This window comes from Streptomyces sp. NPDC054786, from assembly GCF_053611685.1.
Map to the genome: position 1 here is coordinate 1 of NZ_JBSHAW010000034.1, position 18,263 is coordinate 18,263.

Consider the following 18,263-nt stretch of genomic DNA (forward strand, 5'->3'; position numbering starts at 1 on the left):
GTCGTCTTCGCGATGTTCGCCGGCTTCCACTTCTGGTGGCCGAAGTTCACCGGCAAGATGCTGGACGAGCGGCTCGGCAAGATCACCTTCTGGACGCTGTTCGTGGGCTTCCACGGCACCTTCCTCGTCCAGCACTGGCTCGGCGCCCAGGGCATGCTGCGCCGTATCCCCGACTATCTCGCCGCTGACGGATTCACCGCTCTGAACACCGTCTCCAGCATCTTCTCCTTCCTCCTCGGACTCTCCCTGCTGCCGTTCTTCTACAACGTCTGGAAGACGGCGAAGTACGGCGAGAAGGTCGAGGCCGACGACCCGTGGGGCTACGGCCGTTCGCTGGAGTGGGCGACGTCCTGCCCGCCGCCGCGGCACAACTTCCGCACCCTGCCGCGCATTCGCTCCGAATCCCCGGCGTTCGATCTGCACCACCCGGAGATCGCACGCGAGATCGGGGCCCTGGCGGATGCCGGGGAAGCGCCGGCCCCCGGCATCGGCGCACGCACATGAGCGAGGGAATGCGGAGGAGCGGGGGAATGCGGAGGAGCGCAGGAGCGCGGAAGGGTGAAGGAATGCGGAGGGGCGAGGGAGCGGGAACGGGCGGCGGAATGCGCAGCGGCGGGGAAACGGGCACGACCGAAGGGATGTGGCGGGAAGACGGCATGGAGCTGGACCAGGACCGGGCCATCAATGAGATCGAGGGATTTCTCCTCTGGGAGGCGGAGAAGGACCGGGTGCGCACCCGGGCACAGGCTTTCTGCGACGGCCTGCCCTGGCTCACCGACTCCCAGCGGCGGGAAGTGGAGTTGCGCTATTGCCAGGACCAGCGCGACGCCTCACAGGCCGCTCTGGAGCGCATCGCGGTCCGCAGCGCCGCCCTGCGGACCGAATACGAAGGCGTCTACCGGGCCCTGCGGCGGCGGCTGATCACCGCGTTCCTGTGCGGGACGGTGGCCGTGGCGGCACTGCCGGCCCTGGCGGCCGTCGGCCTGGCCGTGCGCTGAGAGGGCGACGGCCACCGTGGAGCGGGGCACGGCTGACGTCCGCGCGCAACGGGTGACGCCCGCGCGCAACGGGTGACGCCCGCGCGCCACGGGTGACGTCCGCGCGCAACAGCTGACGCCCGCGCGCAACGGCCGTCACCCGTGGCCGGTCCGCCGCTCAGCCGGTGACGGTGATCTGGGACGCGGGGTCGGTGGTGTCGCTGACCTGGTAGACGGCGTTGAACGTCGAGCTGGTCGCGCTCGTCGGACAGCCGAAGCCGCCCGTCACCTTCACCGGCACCTGCGCGTCGGTGAAGCCGAGGGTGGACGGCGCGCCGTTGGTCCAGGTGCCGTTCACCGTGGCCGCCGAGGTGGGGGCCGCGGTCACCGTGCAGGACGCCAGACCGCTGGTCTTGAGCACGAACCCGCCGACGGGGATGGTCAGTCCGGCGGTCACCGGCGCCCCGTCCTGCATGGCCACGCCCCAGGTGCCGGTCGTGGTGACGGTCGCGCTGACCCCGGGCATGCTCGTCGTGCAGGAGCTGTAGGTCGCCGGGGTGGTGGAACTGCTCACCGCCCCCGCCGGGTTCTGGTTGCCGGGCGCGGCCGGGACCTGGCCACTGGAGGACGAGGCCGTACAAGTGACGGTCACCGAACCGGCCTTGAAGGTGGCCTTGCCGCTGAGCGCGGCGGTGAAGCTGTGACCTGCCGGGCTCACGGTCGTGGACGGCGCCGCGGCGGACGGCGCCCCGGCGGGCTGTGCCGTCGCCGGGCTCGTCATGGCGAGCGACATTCCGAGGGCCGCGACGATCCCGGCACCGGCGGTGAGTAAGGCGCGCTGACGGGGGGTACGGCGGGCGGGCTGCGTCATCGTGGGTCTCCTTATGAGGGGTGGGGTGCCGGAGGAGTGGTGCGGCGGGTGGCGCGGGCAGCGCTCGGGTCCCGTACGCGGACGAAGGCGTGGGGGTACGCGTACGGGCGGGCGCGGGGCGGCAGGGGGCTACGGTTCGCTGGGTGCGGGCGCGCTGCCACCGGGCTCGGCAATGGCCCCGGGCGCAGCGGAGGTTCCGGGTTCCGCGGGGGCGACCGGCTGCCAGGCGAAGATCATCGAGCCGCCGAGAATGCCGATGACGGTGCCGATCAGAAAGCCGCCGAGGTTGGACATCACCAGCGCGGCCGCCGCACACAGCACGGTGAGCACGCCCGCGAGGCCCCGGTAGTGCGGCGCGAACCACGCCGAGAGCCCCATCACGATCATCACCAGCCCCATCAGCACCGAGGGGATACCGGCGATGCCCTGTTGCAGCATGATCTTCAGCGGCGCCAACGGGATGGCGCAGATCTCGGCACCGGCGAGGACGGCCGCCAGACCGCCCCAGAAGGGCCGCCCCGTCCGCCAGCGCCGCCAGGTCAGAAGCATTCCTTCTTGCCCTTGGAGATCTTCATGCTCAGACCGGACAGCTTGAACGTGCCCGCGTTGGTGGCCCAGGCCGTCTGCCGGAGGTTGTTGATGCTGACGTCATCGGCCTGCTGGGCGAAGAGGTCCTGCAGGCCCTGGGCGCTGTCCGGCCCCTTGTCGAGGGTGGAGGCGTCCCGGCCGATTTCGATGTGGTGGAAGGACGCATTGCCGGAGAGCTGGGTGGCGTCCACGAAGAGATCGGCCGCTTCGACGGGCCGGCTGCCCGTACCGGCGCTGAGGTTGAGCGAGATATCGCCGATGACCGGCAGGTGGGTGACGACCGACTGGCACAGGTGGTCCAGCTGGGCCGTCTTGATGGCGGTGACGGCGACCGGCAGGAGATCTCCCCTGGCGTTCGCGTCCACACTGCCGTACTGGGCGAATCCCTTGCCCGTGAGGCTGTCCGCGGAGACCTTGAACTGCTGTCCCGAGACGGCGAATGACGCCGCCAGCGCCCCGTTGGCCAGGGCGATGCCCAGGGCGGCGGTGCCGGCGAGGGCCGGGACGGACAGCACGGCGAACTTCCGCCAGCTGATACGTCCCGTGACAGGTCTGCCGTGTGCGTCCTTCATAACGGTGTGTCCCCTTCGAAGAGCGGTGGAGCGCACTGTCGAAACGCATGGGGGGATGCGGATGCGCAGGGTGCGCGTGGTGCTGAAGATGCGCGGGGGAGCCGACGTGTGAACACATGGGGGAGAACGTGCGGCTCGGGGGTGCGCGCTGCCGAACTGTGCGCGAAAATGCCGAACTGCCGAGTGTTACTGGCGAGTTGAATGTAAGTCTGCCCATGACGACTGGCAAGGTTGACGGCGGAACCGTTTTCGGACATACCGCTGGTCCGGCTTTTGCCGCTCTCCGCACACCCCGGCCCTGAGGGGGCCGACAGCTCGGCGGGACGCCGCTCCCCGATCAGCGTGAGCGCCCCGCCCGTACACCGGTCCGCCGCCTCCGCCCTGTCCTTACGCGGTGGCGTCACCGGTCAGCCGTAGTGAACCTGCAGCTCCTTGACGCCGTTGAGCCAGGCCGAGCGGAGCCGGCGCGGATCGCCCGCCAGAGTGATGCCGGGCATGGCGTCCGCGAGCGCGTGGAAGATCAGGTTGATCTCCAGGACCGCAAGGGACTTGCCGAGGCAGAAGTGCGGTCCGCCACCGCCGAATCCCAGGTGGGGGTTGGGGTCACGGGTGATGTCGAAGACCTCGGGGCGGTCGAAGACCTCCGGGTCGTTGTTGGCGGAGGAGTAGAAGATCCCCACCCGCTGCCCCTTCTTGATCTTCGCCCCGCCCAGTTCGGTGTCCTGGGTGGCGGTGCGCTGGAAGGAGACCACCGGCGTCGCCCACCGCACGATCTCCTCGGCCGCCGTCTCGGGACGCTCGCGCTTGTAGAGCTCCCACTGGCCGGGATGGGTGAGGAAGGCGTGCATCCCATGGGTGATGGCATTGCGCGTCGTCTCGTTGCCGGCCACCGCCAGCAGCAGCACGAAGAAGCCGAACTCGTCGGAGCCGAGATTCCCCTCGTGCTCCGCCGCCACCAGCCGGCTGACGATGTCCTTGGCCGGGCACTCCTTGCGCGCCGCGGCGAGGTTCATCGCGTACGAGATCAGCTCCATGGCCGCGTTGGCGCCGACCTCTTCGGTGATGGCCAGTTCGGGATCGTCGTAGGCGATCATCTTGTTCGACCAGTCGAAGATGCGGGCCCGGTCGTCCTGGGGGATGCCGATGAGTTCCGCGATGGCCTGGAGGGGAAGTTCGCAGGCGACGTCGGTGACGAAGTCTCCTGAGCCCTTCCGGCGCGCCTCGGCGACGATGTGCGCCGCCCGGTCGCGCAGCGCGTCCTCCAGGGCGCGGATGGCACGCGGGGTGAAGCCGCGCTGCACTATCTGGCGGACCCTGGTGTGCTCGGGCGGGTCCATGTTCAGCATGATCAGTTTCTGTACGTCGATCTGGTCGCGGGTCATGGACGCGTTGAAGCGGATGATCGAGGTGTTGAGGTTCGCGGAGAAGATCTCCGGCTTGGTGGACACCTCCTTGACGTCCTGATGACGGGTGACGACCCAGTAGCCGTCGTCGCCGAAGCCGGCGATGCCGTGCGGCTGGGCGTTCCACCACACGGGCGCGGTCTGCCGCAGCTGCGCGAACTCGGGGAGCGGAACGCGGGCCTGGTAGACGTCGGGGTCGGTGAAGTCGAATCCTTCGGGCAACGCGGGGCATGGCATCGGCGACTCCTGGTCCGTCCGAGCGTCTGACGGTTCATCAGATATGGGTCGCGGGTGAAGGTAGTAACGAGTTCTACAAGTGGCAAGGGTCGCGGCGAGTCCCTTTACGGACAAGGGTGTTGCACGCCCCTTGCGCCCCGGAGGGCGGCTCATAAGACTGTTTGCGGAACTAGAACGCGTACTAGTTCTTCTTCCGTGGGTGCCGGGACGCCCGCGGACGTGAGGAGAGGACGAGTCAGTCATGGCCGCGGAACCCGTCATCGTCGAAGCAGTACGCACCCCGATCGGCAGGCGCGGAGGCGCGCTCGCCAACCTGCACCCCGCCTATCTCCTGGGCGAGACCTACCGCGAACTCCTCGCCCGTACGGGCATCCAGCCCGACTGCATCGAACAGATCGTCGGCGGCACCGTCACCCACGCCGGTGAACAGTCCATGAACCCGGCCCGCAACGCCTGGCTGGCGATGGGCCTCCCGTACGAGACCGCCGCGACCACCGTGGACTGCCAGTGCGGATCCTCCCAGCAGGCCAACCACATGGTGGCCAACATGATCGCGGCCGGCGTCATCGACATCGGCATCGGCTGCGGCGTCGAGGCGATGTCCCGGGTGCCGCTCGGCAGCGGCTCCAAGCACGGCCCCGGCAAGCCCTGGCCCGACGAGTGGAACGTCGATCTGCCCAACCAGTTCGAGGCGGCCGAACGCATCGCCCGCCACCGGGGGCTGACCCGCGAGAACGTCGACTCGCTCGGCCTGATCTCCCAGGAGCGGGCGGCCGCCGCCTGGGCCGAGGAACGCTTCAAACGGGAGACGTTCGCCGTCCAGGTCCCCACCACCGAGGACGAACAGGCCGCGGGCCAGGGCATGTGGCGGCTGGTCGACCGTGACGAAGGACTGCGCGACACCAGCATGGAAGCCCTGGGCGGCCTCAAGCCCGTGATGCCGACCGCCGTCCACACGGCGGGCAACTCCTCGCAGATCTCCGACGGCGCCGCCGCGGTGATGTGGGCCTCCAAGCGCATGGCGCGCGCCCTCAAGCTCAAGCCGCGGGCCCGCATCGTCGCCCAGGCGCTGGTCGGCTCCGATCCGCACTTCCATCTGGACGGCCCCGTCGACGCCACCCGGGCCGTGCTCGGCAAGGCCGGGATGTCCCTCAAGGACATCGATCTCGTCGAGATCAACGAAGCCTTCGCGTCCGTCGTGCTCTCCTGGGCGCAGGTCTTCGAGCAGGATCTGGGGAAGGTGAACGTGAACGGCGGCGCGATCGCCCTGGGCCACCCGGTCGGGGCCACCGGCGCCCGGCTGCTCGCCACCGCACTCCATGAACTCGAACGCAGGGACAAGGAGTTCGCTCTGATCACCATGTGCGCGGGCGGGGCGCTGGCGACGGGGACGATCATCCAGCGGCTGTAGCGGGAGCGGGCGGCTGCCGGGGGGAGCGGGCGGAGCGGCTGCGAAGGGCGGTCGCCGAGCGCGGTTGGCGAACTCGGTTGCCGAGGACCGTTGGCGACGTGGCCACGAGGGAGGGGCTCTCCCGGGCCCCTCCCCAACCTGCGGAAAACCACAGCTGAGTTGGGTGGAAAACCGCATTCTGCGGCGCTCGGGATCTCCGTACCGTCGACGACATGACGAAGAGTGCAGCGCAGCAGCAGCCCACCGGCCAACGACCGCACCGGCGAGCCATGGGGCGTGACCGGCCCCGGTCACGGGGAGGCGGCCCCGGGGGGCGGATCGGAAGTGAAGGAGACGGGGACGTCGAAGGCCGCCCGGCGGGTGGCGCGGCGCAGGGCCCTGAGGACGGTGCCGCCGAGCGTGCCGGTGAGGAGCACGGTGACCAGGGCCCGGGGAAGGTCCCAGCCGAGGGAAGTGGCGAGGCAGTAGGCGAGATAGCGGGCGAGGTTCTGGGCGAGCGGATCGCCGGGGACGAAGGAGACCCCCGAGGCCATGCCGGCGATATAGGGCCAGCCCTGGAGGTTCATGATCAGCCCGTAGAGGACGGCGGAGACGGCTCCATAGGCGGCGAGCATGGCCAGTTCACCGCGGCCGCGCAGCCGGTCGGGCCCGGGCAGCAGACCGGCGCCCATCGACACCCACCCCATCGTCAGCATCTGGAACGGCATCCAGGGGCCGACACCGCCGGTCAGCAGCGCCGACGCGAACATCGCCACGGACCCCAGGACGAACCCGAAGCCGGGCCCGAGCACCCGTCCCGCCAACACCATCAGAAAGAACATCGGCTCGATGCCGGCCGTCCCCGCGCCCAGCGGGCGCATCGCGGCCCCGGCCGCGGCCAGCACGCCGAGCATGGCGATGGCTTTTGCGTCCAGGCCGGTGTCGGCGACGGTCGCCACGACAACGGCGAGCAGCATCGGCAGCAGCGCGGCGAACAGCCAGGGTGCGTCCTTGGAATGGGCGAGCCCGGAGGCGGAGTCGGCGAGCAGCGGCCACCCGAAGGCCATCACGCCGATGGCCGAAATGAGGACCAGGGCCGCGACGGAGCGGGGCCCGAGTCGTACGGCACGGACCTGGCGGGCGGGGCCGGGGCCGGAGCCGGTGAGCGGCCCGTCGCCTTCCGGCCGGTGTGGGCGTGCGTTCATGCGGTGGCCTCCAGGGCGTGGGCCACCTGCGGAACGGTCAGCCAGGGCAGCGGGGCCAGCACCTTGGCGACCTGCGGTGCGAAAGAAGGAGAGGAGACCACGACCTCATCGGTGCGCCCGTCGGCGACGATCTCGCCGTCGGCGAGGATGACGACGCGACCGGCCAGTTCGGCGGCGAGTTCCACGTCATGCGTGGCCAGGATGATGGCGTGGCCCTCGGCGGCCAGGGTGCGCAGCACCTCGATCAGACGGGCCTTGGCGGCGTAGTCCAGGCCGCGGGTGGGCTCGTCGAGGAGGAGCAGCGGAGGACGGGCGGTCAGCACGACAGCAAGGGCCAGGGCGAGACGCTGCCCCTCGGACAGATCCCGGGGGTGAACGGAGTCGGGGACATCCGGCAGCAGTTGGGTGACCAGGGCCCGGCAGCTGCCGGCGGCGGCGCCCGCGTCCTGGTCGGCTGCGGTGCACTCGGCCGCGACGGTGTCCGCGTACAGGAGGTCACGAGGTTCCTGGGGGACCAGACCGACATGCCGCAGGAGGTCGCGGGGGCTGGTGCGGTGCGGGGTGGCGCCGCCGACCCGCACCGTGCCGGAGGCCGGTGGGTGCATACCGACGAGGGTGGTGAGGAGGGTGGATTTCCCCGCGCCGTTACGCCCCATCAACGCAAGGGTCTCGCCGCCCCGCACGGTCAGATCCACCTGGTGCAGTGCCTCGATCCGCCCCCGGCGGACGCTGAGCCCGGAGACGGCCGCGGCGACACCGGCCGGGGAGCCCGCGGAAGCAGGGGCCGGCACCGCCGGCGCGCCCCCGAGGCCTTCGCCCACCGCCGGCGTGCCACGACCCACCGCCGGTGCCTGCGGCCTGACTCCTGTCAGCCGTTCGCGCAGCGGTGCGGCCTTGCGGCGGGCGTCGCGTACGGACAAGGGAAGGGGCGACCAGTGGGCGAGGCGGCCGAGGGCCACCACCGGGGGGTGGACGGGGGAGACGGCCATGATGTCGGCGGGGGCGCCCATGACCGGGGGTGCGCCGGGGGAGGGGAGCAGGATGACCTGGTCGGCGTACTGGACCACGCGCTCCAGGCGGTGTTCGGCCAGGAGGACCGTGGTGCCGAGGTCGTGGACCAGGCGTTGGAGGACGGAGAGGACCTCCTCGGCGGCGGCGGGGTCGAGTGCCGAGGTCGGCTCGTCCAGGACCAGGACCTTGGGGTGGGTGGTGAGGACCGAGCCGATCGCCACCCGCTGCATCTGGCCGCCCGAAAGGGTGGTGATGGCGCGGTCGCGCAGCTCTGCCAGCCCCAGCAGGTCCAGGGTCTCCTCGACACGGCGGCGCATCACGTCAGGGGCGAGGCCGAGCGATTCCATCCCATAGGCGAGTTCGTCCTCGACGGTGTCGGTGACGAAGTGCGCCGACGGGTCCTGGCCCACGGTGCCGACCACATCGGCCAGTTCGCGCGGTTTGTGGGTGCGGGTGTCCCGGCCGTCGACGGTGACCCGGCCGCGCAGGGTGCCGCCGGTGAAGTGCGGGACCAGGCCGCAGACGGCGTTCAGGACGGTGGACTTGCCGACGCCGGAGGGGCCGACCAGCAGGCACAGTTCGCCCTCGGGCACGGTCAGGTCGATGCCCTGGACGGCGGGCGCCGCGGCGTCGCCGTAGGTGACCGAGACCTGCTCGAACCGGATCACTGGGTGGGCTCCTTCGTGCGCGGATCGACAACGGGGGCGCGGCCACGGGACACGGCCCGGTCCGCCCGGTCCGTGCTCGACGGGAGCGGGGCGACGAACGCGGGCAGCAGCCCCACGAGAACGGAGGCGGCCGGCCAGAGGGGGAGGACGGGGGCGGTGAGCGGGACAGCGGGCGGGTGGAGGGCGGCGGGTGCGTAGTCGTTCGCCCAGATCATCAGGGCGGCGACGGCGACGCCGGAGCCCGCGACCAGCCAGGCGCGGACGCCCCACCGGTCGGGCCGGTAGCGGCTGCGCACCGACCGGCGGCCGCCGAGCCACAGCCCGGCGAGCGCCGCCGCCAGTCCGGCGAGCAGCAGCGGCAGCCCGTAGCCGCCCCCGGTGTCGCCCAGCAGCCCGTAGGTTCCGGCACAGATACCGAGCAGCCCGCCGAGAGTGAGGACGGAGGTGAGGTGCCGCACGGCGGGCGGTACCTCGGCGCTACGGCCGTAGCCGCGCGCGTCCATGGCAGCGGCCAGCGCCACCGAGCGCTCCAGCGCGCCCTCCAGGACCGGCAGTCCGACCTGGAGGAGTGCCTTGAAACCGCGGTCGGGGCGGCCGCGCAGCCGACGCGCGGCACGCAGCCGCTGGACATCGGCGACCAGGTTGGGCGCGAAGGTCATCGCGACGACGACCGCGACGCCCGCCTCGTAGAGCGCACCGGGCAGGGACTTCAGCAGCCGGGCCGGGTTGGCGAGCGCGTTGGCGGCACCCACGCAGATGAGGAGAGTGGCCAGTTTCAGCCCGTCGTACAGCGCGAAAACCATGCCCTCGGCGGTGACCCGGCCGCCGATCCGGACGCCCTTCGCCCAGTCCGGCAACGGCACTTCGGGCAGCGTGACAAGGGTGTGCGTACCGGGGATCGGCGAGCCGAGGATGAAGGCGAAGACCAGCCGGATGGCGATCACGACCAGGCCGAGCTTGACGAACGCCCCGTACGAACGGGCCCATGGCGCATCCGTACGCCGGGCCGCGACGACATAGCCGGCCACGCCCACCAGCAGCCCCAGCAGCAGGGGATCGGTGGTGCGGGAGGCCGCGGTGGCCAGGCCGAGCGCCCACAGCCACCAGGCGCCGGCATGCAGCGCGGTGGTACGGGTCGCCTGCGGGGCGCTCATCCGCGTCGGCGGCGCGCCTGCCACACCGCCGCTGCGCCCAGTACGACGACGGCCGCGACACCGCCGACCAGCCCGGCGGACGGGCCGCCGTCACCCCCGCCGCTCGCGTCGCCGCCGTCCGCCGCCGCGCCCGAAGACGGAGAAGCGGACGACGCGGGCCCCTTCGCCCCCTTCACCGGGTCCGCGCACCCCGACGTCGGGTAACCGGCGATGGCGCACAACAAGGCGTTGGAGTCATAGCGCAGCGGCCGGGCGACCGCCGCCAGCGCCTCCCCCGCCGAGGCGTCCTCGGACACCTGGGCACACTCTGTCCTGGCCTTCGGCGGTCGCTCGCCGCCGGGCGCGTCCGCCGCGGTCCCGAAATCGATGACGATGCCGACCCGCTTGCGGCCGTCCTTCGCCGGGGTGCCGTGGCAGATCGCGTCGAAGCCGGCGGCCGCCCGGGGCTTGCCGGCCGCGGCGTAGTCGGCGCTGACGGCGAAGCGGAAGCCCTCCACCGCACCGTCGGCCGGCCGCAGCGTGGCCGGCCCCTCGGTGGCGTACGCCCAGGAACTGCCCGTGCCGTGCCAGAAGGACCAGTAGCGGTACTCCTGCGCCTGGGCGGGCCCGGCGGCCAGACCGGTGACCGTACCGGCCAGCAGCACGGCGCCGGCGATCCTGGTACGCCCCATCAGAGCCGGCTCTTCCTACGGCTGCTCAGCAGGAAGCCGATGCCGGCACCGATGGCGAGGCCGATGCCGATGATCCAGGGCAGGCCCAGGCCGCCCTCGTCCTTGGAGCCGTCGGCGTCCTTCTTCGCCGCGGCGGCCGGCTCGGGGCCGGTGGCGTTGAGCGCGGCCACCAGATCGGTGCCGCCGAAGGAGCGCGGGTCGGTGCCGGTGGCGTGCGCGGCCAGCACCAGCTGGGCGTACGCGGCGGGGCCGTTCCGCTTGGCCCAGTCCGCCGAGTTCTTCTCCAGCCACTTCAGCGGCTTCGCGGCGGCGGCGCCGTGCCGGCCGGCCGCCAGCGCCACCACGGCGTCGGCGGTGTTGCCGACGTCGGGCTGCTTCTCCGCGCCCGGCATCGCGGAGAGCAGATGCTGTCCGTTCTTGTCGAGCTGCGCGACGAGGTAGCCGTCGCCGCCCGCCGCGGCCTGCGCCGGATCGCTGCTGCCCGCCTTCTTGCCTTCGCCGTCCTTACAACTCACCGGCTTGACGGGGGCGTTTGCTCCCTTGCCGGCCGGCTCGACGACAAAGCCCTTGCCGAGCGCTCCGGTCGCGGCGGCCGCGGTGGCGTCGGCGTTCGGGGCCGCGCCCTTGAGCTGGAAGGTGAACGCGCCGCGCGCGTCCTCCTTCGCCTCGCAGCCCAGCCGGAAGGTGAGCAGCCCGTCGTAGGGGGTCTTGCCACCCTTCTTCGACGTCACGGACCGCGGCTTCTCGCCCGCCGCCGCGAGCGCGCCGATGACCACGGAGGTGGAGTTGGCGTCGCTGGCCGAGCCGGCCATCGAGCTCCAGCCGCCGTCGTCGTTCTGCACCGACTTCAGCCAGCTCACGGCCTTCTGCACGGCGCCCCCGTGCCCGCCCAGCGCGGCCAGCGCCTGCACCGCGGCGGCCGTCTGGTTGGTGTCCCGCATGGTCTTGGCGTCGCAGGGCTTGCCCGGCCCGGCCCGGAAGGCGGTGAACGAGCCGTCGGCGCACTGCTGTCCGGCCAGCCACTTCACGGCGGATGCCGCGGGGCGTATGCCCACGGTGTCCTGGGCCAGCAGCGCGAGCGACTGCCGCCAGACCCCGTCGTACTGCGGGTCCTTGGTGCCGTACAGCCCGTCGGGCAGCTTCTTGGGGGATGCGGGCGGGGAGTCCGCGTACGCGGCGGGGGCAGCGGCCGCGCCCAGCACCACCGCGGCCGCCAGCGCCGTGGCGGCGCGGCGCGCCAGGAAGGCGACGGAATGCGGCAAAGGGGCCTGGTGAGCCATGGAAGCCATGGGGGCCATCGGGTCGGTGCCTCTCGGGTCGGGTCGCGGCGATGCTACGCAGCCGCGCTCGGCCGGCCGTCCGCGCGCCGATCCATGAATCGGGCGCGGTGGCACCGGGCTCAGCTCCGTATACCTCGACGGTGCCGCGCACCGGCCGTCCGCACGGGCGGGCGGTTCCGGTGGCGGGAGCCTTGGTCGTGCCCCCTCGGGTGTTCCGGCTCGTACGGCCCTCCGCGCCCGGCCAGGGGCGCGGTGCGGGCAGGCCGTCCTCACGGTTGCGGGTCAGCGCCGGATTTCCACCGGCTTCCCCCGATCGGGTACGGATGAAGTTGTCCCGCACACCTTAACCGGCCCCCGCCCGGCCACTCGCTCGCCCGTACGAGCCGGAACTGCTCGGGGGAGAGCGCCGGGCGGGAATCGGCCGTGGGCCGGGGAGGGCGCCGGGCGGAATCCGGCCGTGGGCCGACCGCGGGCCGGCGTGGGCCGGGCGGCAACCGGCCGCCGCCTCGTCGAGGCCCCTCCCACGGTCCATGGCCCGATGGCCCCGCCCGTCCCTCACACCGCCTGGTACCGCACCGGACAGGACCCCGGCACCCGCTCCGCCTGCCCCTGCTTCACCAGACGGCGCAGATGGGCCTCGGCCTCCGAGACGGCGATATTGCGCGAGGCGTACGGGATCTGCCCCCAGGGGCGGTTCCACTCCATGGCCATGGCCAGCTGCCAGGGAGTGCGGGGTTCGCGCAGCAGCGCCCTCAGCTGGGAGAGCCGTGCCTCGTGGTGGGCGATGAGCTCGCGTACGCGTCCGCCGGCGTCGATGAAGGCGTGCTGGTGGGCGGGCAGCACCTCGGCGGGCGCGAGCCGGCCCACGCGTTGGAGGGAGTCGAGATAGTCGCCCAGGGGATCGTGGAGGTCCCGATCGTGGAGGTCCCTCACGCTCCCACCCTCGTTCGAGCCGGGGGGACGCCCCTCGCCCTCCGGGTCCTCGTACAGGCCGATGTGCGGGGTGATGCCGGGGAGGAGATGGTCGCCGGAGAAGAGCCGGCCGAAGCCGGGGGCCTGCCCCGACGGGTGCTCCTCCTCCAGATGGAGACACACATGACCCGGGGTGTGCCCCGGTGTCCAGATGGCGCGCACCCGGCGCCCCGGCAGATCGAGCAGCTCGCCGGGGCTGATGTCGCGGTCCGGCAGCGCGGCTCCCTGTCCGGGCAGCTTCCGGCCCCGCCCCTGGGCGCGCGCCTCCCGCAGCGGTGCCAGATGCTCGTCCGGTGCGCCCGCCGTCGCGAGCCTGGCGGTCAGGTGGTCGAGCCACCGGCCCGGTTCGGCCTCGCGGGTGCGGCGGACCACGTCGGTATCCGCGGCGTGCATCGCGATCCAGGCGCCGGAGGCCTCTCGCACCTTGGCCGAGAGGCCGTGGTGGTCGGGGTGATGGTGGGTGATCAGGACGCCGTGGAGATCGGCGAGGGCGAAGCCGCAGGCACTGACGCCGGCGACGAGGGTGTCCCAGGAGTCCGGGTCGTCCCAGCCGGTGTCGATGAGCACCGGCCCGCGGTCGGTCTCCAGGAGGTGGACGAGGGTGTGGCCGAGCGGGTTGTCCGGGATCGGGACGGCGATGCTCCACACCCCGCCCTTGTGGTCGGTCACCTGTGGCGTCATCCGGTCCCCTTTCGGTGTGGCATACACCCGGTACCGGCTTCACTATAACTAGAACTGGTTTCAATGCGGAGGGAAGTGACCTTCGTTCCGGCGGAGTTGGGATTCGGCCCGCGCCGTGGACTCCTGCAACTAGAACTGGTATCAGTTCCTGTTGCGGTGAGCGATGCTGATGCAGCATCAGGAGCCACCCAAGGGGCAGCCAGGAGACCGCTCAGGGACCCTCAGGACCCCTCAGGGATTGTCGGACAGGCGGCCAACCCGCAGGAGGCGGCAGCGATGAGCGACCTCGTCGAGCACGGAAAGCTCTACATAGGCGGTGAGTGGGTCGATCCGGCCGGCCGGGACACGATCGAGGTCGTCTCGCCCCACACCGAACAGGTCATCGGCCGGGTGCCGCACGCCTCACGGGCCGATGTCGACCGTGCGGTGGCCGCGGCCCGTACGTCCTTCGAGTCCGGGGTGTGGGCGAACGCCCCGTTGGCGGACCGGATCGCGGCGGTGGCCCGTATCAAGGACGGCATCGCGGCCCGCAGCGAGGAGATCGCCAAGGTCATCAGCTCCGAGAACGGCACGCCCTTCACCTCCGGCGTCATGGTGCAGTCGCTGGCCGCGATGCTGGTGTGGGACGCGGCACTGACCGTGGCCCGCGACTTTCCGTTCGAGGAGCGGCGGGACGGGGTGCTGGGTCCGCTGCTGGTGCGGCGGGAGCCGGCCGGGGTGGTCGCTGCCGTGGTGCCGTGGAACGTCCCGCAGTTCACCGCCGCCGCCAAGCTCGCACCGGCGCTGCTGGCCGGCTGCTCGGTGGTGCTCAAGGTGTCGCCGGAGACCCCGCTGGACGCGTATCTGCTCGCGGAGATCGCGGCCGAGGCCGGGCTGCCGGCGGGGGTGCTGTCGATCCTCCCGGCGGACCGCGAGGTGAGCGAGTACCTGGTCGGGCACCCGGGCGTGGACAAGGTGTCGTTCACCGGCTCGGTGGCGGCGGGCAAACGGGTCATGGAGGTCGCGGCCCGGAACCTCAGCCGGGTCACTCTGGAGCTGGGCGGGAAGTCCGCTGCGGTGATCCTGCCGGACGCGGATCTGGACGCGGCGGTGGCCGGCATCGTGCCGTTCGCCTGGATGATCAACGGCCAGGCGTGTGTGGCCCAGACGCGGATCCTCGCACCGCGCAGCCACTACGACGAGATCGCCGAACGGTTCAGCGCGGCGGCGTCCGCGCTCACCGTCGGCGACCCGCTGGATCCGGCCACCGAACTCGGCCCACTGGTTGCCCGCCGTCAGCAGCAGCGCTCGCTGGACTACATCGCGCTCGGACGGCAGGAGGGCGCCAAGGTCCTCACCGGCGGCGGCCGGCCCGAGGGGCAGCCGACGGGCTGGTATGTCGAGCCGACCCTCTTCGGCGAGGTCGCCAACTCCATGCGGATCGCCCGCGAGGAGATCTTCGGCCCGGTCATCTGTCTGCTGCCGTACGACGACGAGGCCGAGGCGGTACGGATCGCCAACGACTCCGACTACGGGCTCTCCGGCTCGGTGTGGACGGCCGACGTCGACCACGGCATCGACCTCGCCCGGCAGGTCCGCACCGGTACGTACTCGGTGAACACCTTCAGCATCGACATGCTCGGCCCGTTCGGTGGCTACAAGAACTCCGGCATCGGGCGGGAGTTCGGGCCGGAGGGCTTCGGCGCATACATGGAGCACAAGATGATCCATCTGCCGGCCGGTGCCTGATGGGGGACCGCTGGCGGGTGGAGGTGGACCGGAGCGTCTGCATCGGGTCCGGGATGTGCGTCGGCGCGGCGCCGGACGGCTTCCGGCTGGACACGGCCCGGCAGTCGCACCCGGTGGCACCGGAGACCGATACCGACGAGGGTGTACTGGCGGCGGCCGAGGGGTGTCCCGTGGAGGCCATCACCCTGACCCTGGCCGACAGCGGCGAGGCGGTCTTCCCACCGGAGGAGTGAGCGGGCCCGGGGTGCGGGGTGCGGGGCGGCGGGAGCCCCGTAGGGGGTGTGGGGTGGTGGTCCCGTAGGGGGCCGGTGGGCCCCTTGCGGGCCAACTACCCGTGCCTGCACGGGAGTTAACGGTAGGTCCCCGCGATTCACTCATTTGTGCGGCAGCGGCACGGATCACTCAACGGTCCGCTCAACAACCCCGTCCCGGCGCCCCGTCCCGGCGCCGCATCCCGGCGGCCCACCCAACAGGCCATCCAGCAGCCCATCTAGCGGCCCATCCTGCGGCGTCAGCGCTCCGTCCCGGGTGCCGTGAGGTCGATCAGGCGGCACACCGTCTCGATGTCTATCTTCACCTGGGCGATCGAGGCCCGCCCCGACAGCCAGGTGATCAGCGCCGAGTGCCAGGTGTGCTCGATGACCCGGACCGCGGAGAGCTGCTCGGGGGTCGCGGGGCCGTCCAGCCCCATCGCGTCGAGAATGATCGCGGTGGTCAGCCGGGAGACGGTGTCGACCTCGGGGCTGACGGAGCGGTCGGCGAAGGTCAGCGCGCGCACCATCGCGTCCGCGAGATGCGGCTCGCGCTGCAGTGCGCGAAACGCGCGCATCAGGGTCTGGGCGACCCGGGCGCCCGGGTCCTGCTCCGACGGGGGGCGCTTGCGCAGCGTTTCGTGCATGTGCTGGAGCTGGTCCTGCATGGTGGCGACCAGCAGATGCACCTTGGAGGGGAAGTAGCGGTAGAGGGTGCCGAGCGCGACGCCCGAGGACTCGGCGACCTCGCGCATCTGCACGGCGTCGAAGCCACCACGGGACGCCAGCTTGGCGCTGGTGTGCAGGATGCGGCGGCGCCGGGCCTCCTGACGCTCGGTCAGGGGAGGACTCGCGGGAAGCGTCGGCCTGGCCGCCTTGGATTCCGTAGTCATATTTCCCATTCCGTGGCATTCCGTCCGCGATGCGGTGAGTGCCGGTGGTGTGATCGGCACAGCATGGCAGGGGGGCGGGTGGTGGCGCGAATCACCTGGTGCGGCTCTTTTCGCATCGTTCTCGGCCGGTAGATTCGAAGCTCGCTGAACTGACCAGTAGCCAATCAGTTCTGAAACTTGTTCTAGATTACCGCCAGCGGTTACGCTCCGGCGAAAGTCCAGTGAGAAGGGGGCCGAGCGTGACCGCAGAGGCCGTCCAGGCAGCCGCGCCTCGCCCCGCAGAGGCCTCCTCGGCCTCCGCCCCGTCGAACGGTGAGCGTCCCCTGCGCATCGCGATGCTCACGTATAAAGGGAACCCGTTCTGCGGCGGTCAGGGCGTCTATGTGCGTCACCTCTCGCGCGAACTGGCCCGCCTCGGCCACACCGTCGAGGTCATCGGCGCCCAGCCCTACCCCGTCCTCGACGGCGGGGTGCCCCTGACCGAGCTGCCCAGCCTGGACCTCTACCGCCAGCCGGACCCGTTCCGTACGCCGAAGCGCGGCGAGTTCCGCGACTGGATCGATGCGCTCGAGGTCGGCACGATGTGGACCGGCGGCTTCCCCGAGCCGCTGACCTTCTCGCTGCGGGCCCGGCGCCATCTCGCCGCCCGTCGCGGCCAGTTCGATGTCGTCCACGACAACCAGACCCTCGGCTACGGCCTGCTCGGCGGGCCCGGCGCGCTCGGCGCCCCGCTGGTCACCACGATCCACCACCCCATCACCGTCGACCGGCGGCTCGATCTGGAAGCCGCCGGCGGCTGGAGGCGCCGTGCCTCCGTCCGCCGCTGGTACGGCTTCACCCGGATGCAGAAGCGCGTCGCCCGGCGACTGCCGTCCGTGCTGACCGTCTCCGGCTCCTCCCGCCAGGAGATCGTCGACGACCTCGGGGTGTCCGCCGGCCGGATCCATGTGGTGCATATCGGCGCCGACACCGACCTGTTCTCGCCAGATGCCTCGGTCCCCGAGGTGCCGGGACGGATCGTCACCACCTCCAGTGCGGATGTGCCGCTCAAGGGCCTGATCCACCTGGTCGAGGCGCTCGCCAAGGTGCGCACCGAGAATCCCGACGCGCATCTGGTGGTCGTCGGCAAGCGCGCCGACGACGGGCCGGTCGCCGCCGCCATCGAACGGCTCGGACTGTCCGATGCCATCGAATTCGTCAAGGGCATCACCGACGGCGAACTGGTCGACCTGGTCCGCAGCGCCCAGATCGCCTGTGTCCCGTCCCTCTACGAGGGGTTCTCGCTGCCCGCGGCCGAAGCGATGGCCACCGGCACCCCGCTGCTGGCAACGACCGGCGGCGCCATCCCCGAGGTCGCCGGGCCGGACGGCGAGACCTCGCTCGCGGTGCCGCCGGGCGATGCCGGCGCGCTGGCGGGCGGACTGCTCCGGCTCCTGGGCGACGAGACGCTGCGCCGGCGGCTCGGCGCGGCCGGCCGGGAGCGGGTGCTGGCCCGCTTCACCTGGCGCCAGGCCGCCATCGGCACCGCCGAGCGCTACCGCGAGGCCATCGCCCTGCAGGGCGACCGGTCCGCCGCCCGGACCTCGCTGCGGGCCACGCCCGCGGCGGCCGCCGGTGCCGCGCCGGCGCCGAGCGCCGCCGGACACGTCTAGTGGCCCGCCCGGCCCGTATTTCCTTTCGCAGCCACCACCGCCACCAACCGCCGGACGAA

At 71.8% G+C, this 18,263-nt stretch carries 17 protein-coding genes and 1 riboswitch; of the genes, 6 read left to right on the forward strand and 11 right to left on the reverse strand.

All coding sequences use genetic code 11. From position 1 onward, the window contains the following. Positions 1-504, forward strand: a 504-nt coding sequence (locus ACWGI6_RS26555; RefSeq protein WP_453269832.1) for a cbb3-type cytochrome c oxidase subunit I, incomplete at its 5' end; no start/stop codon positions are given. 152 nt (positions 505-656) lie between these two features. Then, on the forward strand, positions 657-998 hold the full coding sequence (locus ACWGI6_RS26560; protein WP_453269833.1) for a hypothetical protein: 342 nt from the start codon (positions 657-659) through the stop codon (positions 996-998). A gap of 157 nt (positions 999-1,155) precedes the next feature. On the opposite strand, the gene ACWGI6_RS26565 is transcribed toward ACWGI6_RS26560, so the two are convergent. The 4 genes from ACWGI6_RS26565 to ACWGI6_RS26580 all read right to left on the reverse strand — a co-directional run bounded on the left by ACWGI6_RS26565 (position 1,156) and on the right by ACWGI6_RS26580 (position 4,648). Next, entirely contained in the window at positions 1,156-1,848 is a 693-nt protein-coding gene (locus tag ACWGI6_RS26565; protein ID WP_453269834.1) for a hypothetical protein, read from the reverse strand. A gap of 129 nt (positions 1,849-1,977) precedes the next feature. Then, positions 1,978-2,397: a DUF6114 domain-containing protein gene (locus tag ACWGI6_RS26570; protein ID WP_453269835.1), complete on the reverse strand. Its 420-nt coding sequence runs from the start codon at positions 2,395-2,397 to the stop codon at positions 1,978-1,980. Beyond that, entirely contained in the window at positions 2,388-3,008 is a 621-nt protein-coding gene (locus tag ACWGI6_RS26575; protein ID WP_453269836.1) for a DUF6230 family protein, read from the reverse strand. Before ACWGI6_RS26575 ends, ACWGI6_RS26570 begins: the two co-directional genes overlap by 10 nt. 407 nt (positions 3,009-3,415) lie before the next feature. After that, positions 3,416-4,648: a cytochrome P450 gene (locus ACWGI6_RS26580; RefSeq protein WP_453269837.1), complete on the reverse strand. Its 1,233-nt coding sequence runs from the start codon at positions 4,646-4,648 to the stop codon at positions 3,416-3,418. A gap of 241 nt (positions 4,649-4,889) precedes the next feature. Between ACWGI6_RS26580 and ACWGI6_RS26585 the strand changes: the two genes are divergently transcribed. Further along, positions 4,890-6,059: a steroid 3-ketoacyl-CoA thiolase gene (locus tag ACWGI6_RS26585; protein ID WP_453269838.1), complete on the forward strand. Its 1,170-nt coding sequence runs from the start codon at positions 4,890-4,892 to the stop codon at positions 6,057-6,059. Positions 6,060-6,349: 290 nt separating this feature from the next. Here ACWGI6_RS26585 and ACWGI6_RS26590 read toward each other — a convergent pair whose 3' ends face one another. The 6 genes from ACWGI6_RS26590 to ACWGI6_RS26615 form a co-directional block, all read right to left on the reverse strand. Next, complete coding sequence (locus ACWGI6_RS26590; RefSeq protein ID WP_453269839.1) at positions 6,350-7,243, reverse strand: ECF transporter S component; 894 nt, start codon at positions 7,241-7,243, stop codon at positions 6,350-6,352. Further along, a complete protein-coding gene (locus tag ACWGI6_RS26595) occupies positions 7,240-8,922 on the reverse strand; it encodes an ABC transporter ATP-binding protein (RefSeq protein ID WP_453269840.1) in 1,683 nt (560 codons plus the stop codon). The genes ACWGI6_RS26590 and ACWGI6_RS26595 overlap by 4 nt, the downstream gene beginning before the upstream one ends. Next, positions 8,919-10,076: a CbiQ family ECF transporter T component gene (locus ACWGI6_RS26600; protein WP_453269841.1), complete on the reverse strand. Its 1,158-nt coding sequence runs from the start codon at positions 10,074-10,076 to the stop codon at positions 8,919-8,921. The genes ACWGI6_RS26595 and ACWGI6_RS26600 overlap by 4 nt, the downstream gene beginning before the upstream one ends. Continuing rightward, on the reverse strand, positions 10,073-10,747 hold the full coding sequence (locus ACWGI6_RS26605; RefSeq protein WP_453269842.1) for an SCO2322 family protein: 675 nt from the start codon (positions 10,745-10,747) through the stop codon (positions 10,073-10,075). The genes ACWGI6_RS26600 and ACWGI6_RS26605 overlap by 4 nt, the downstream gene beginning before the upstream one ends. Then, positions 10,747-12,045 (reverse strand): prenyltransferase/squalene oxidase repeat-containing protein, encoded by a 1,299-nt coding sequence (locus ACWGI6_RS26610; RefSeq protein WP_453269843.1) that lies wholly within the window; start codon positions 12,043-12,045, stop codon positions 10,747-10,749. The genes ACWGI6_RS26605 and ACWGI6_RS26610 overlap by 1 nt, the downstream gene beginning before the upstream one ends. Before the next feature lie 169 nt (positions 12,046-12,214). Next, positions 12,215-12,374: riboswitch (cobalamin riboswitch) on the reverse strand. A gap of 208 nt (positions 12,375-12,582) precedes the next feature. After that, positions 12,583-13,680: an MBL fold metallo-hydrolase gene (locus ACWGI6_RS26615; RefSeq protein WP_453269844.1), complete on the reverse strand. Its 1,098-nt coding sequence runs from the start codon at positions 13,678-13,680 to the stop codon at positions 12,583-12,585. Positions 13,681-13,956: 276 nt separating this feature from the next. Between ACWGI6_RS26615 and ACWGI6_RS26620 the strand changes: the two genes are divergently transcribed. Both ACWGI6_RS26620 and ACWGI6_RS26625 read left to right on the forward strand, forming a co-directional pair. After that, entirely contained in the window at positions 13,957-15,408 is a 1,452-nt protein-coding gene (locus tag ACWGI6_RS26620) for an aldehyde dehydrogenase (RefSeq protein ID WP_453269845.1), read from the forward strand. Next, on the forward strand, positions 15,408-15,641 hold the full coding sequence (locus ACWGI6_RS26625) for a ferredoxin (RefSeq protein WP_453269846.1): 234 nt from the start codon (positions 15,408-15,410) through the stop codon (positions 15,639-15,641). Before ACWGI6_RS26620 ends, ACWGI6_RS26625 begins: the two co-directional genes overlap by 1 nt. Before the next feature lie 278 nt (positions 15,642-15,919). Here ACWGI6_RS26625 and ACWGI6_RS26630 read toward each other — a convergent pair whose 3' ends face one another. Beyond that, on the reverse strand, positions 15,920-16,552 hold the full coding sequence (locus ACWGI6_RS26630) for a TetR family transcriptional regulator (protein ID WP_393908074.1): 633 nt from the start codon (positions 16,550-16,552) through the stop codon (positions 15,920-15,922). A 239-nt stretch (positions 16,553-16,791) separates the two neighbouring features. Here ACWGI6_RS26630 and ACWGI6_RS26635 point away from each other — a divergent pair, with 239 nt between their 5' ends. Further along, complete coding sequence (locus ACWGI6_RS26635; protein ID WP_453269847.1) at positions 16,792-18,204, forward strand: glycosyltransferase family 4 protein; 1,413 nt, start codon at positions 16,792-16,794, stop codon at positions 18,202-18,204. Positions 18,205-18,263 lie beyond the last annotated feature (59 nt).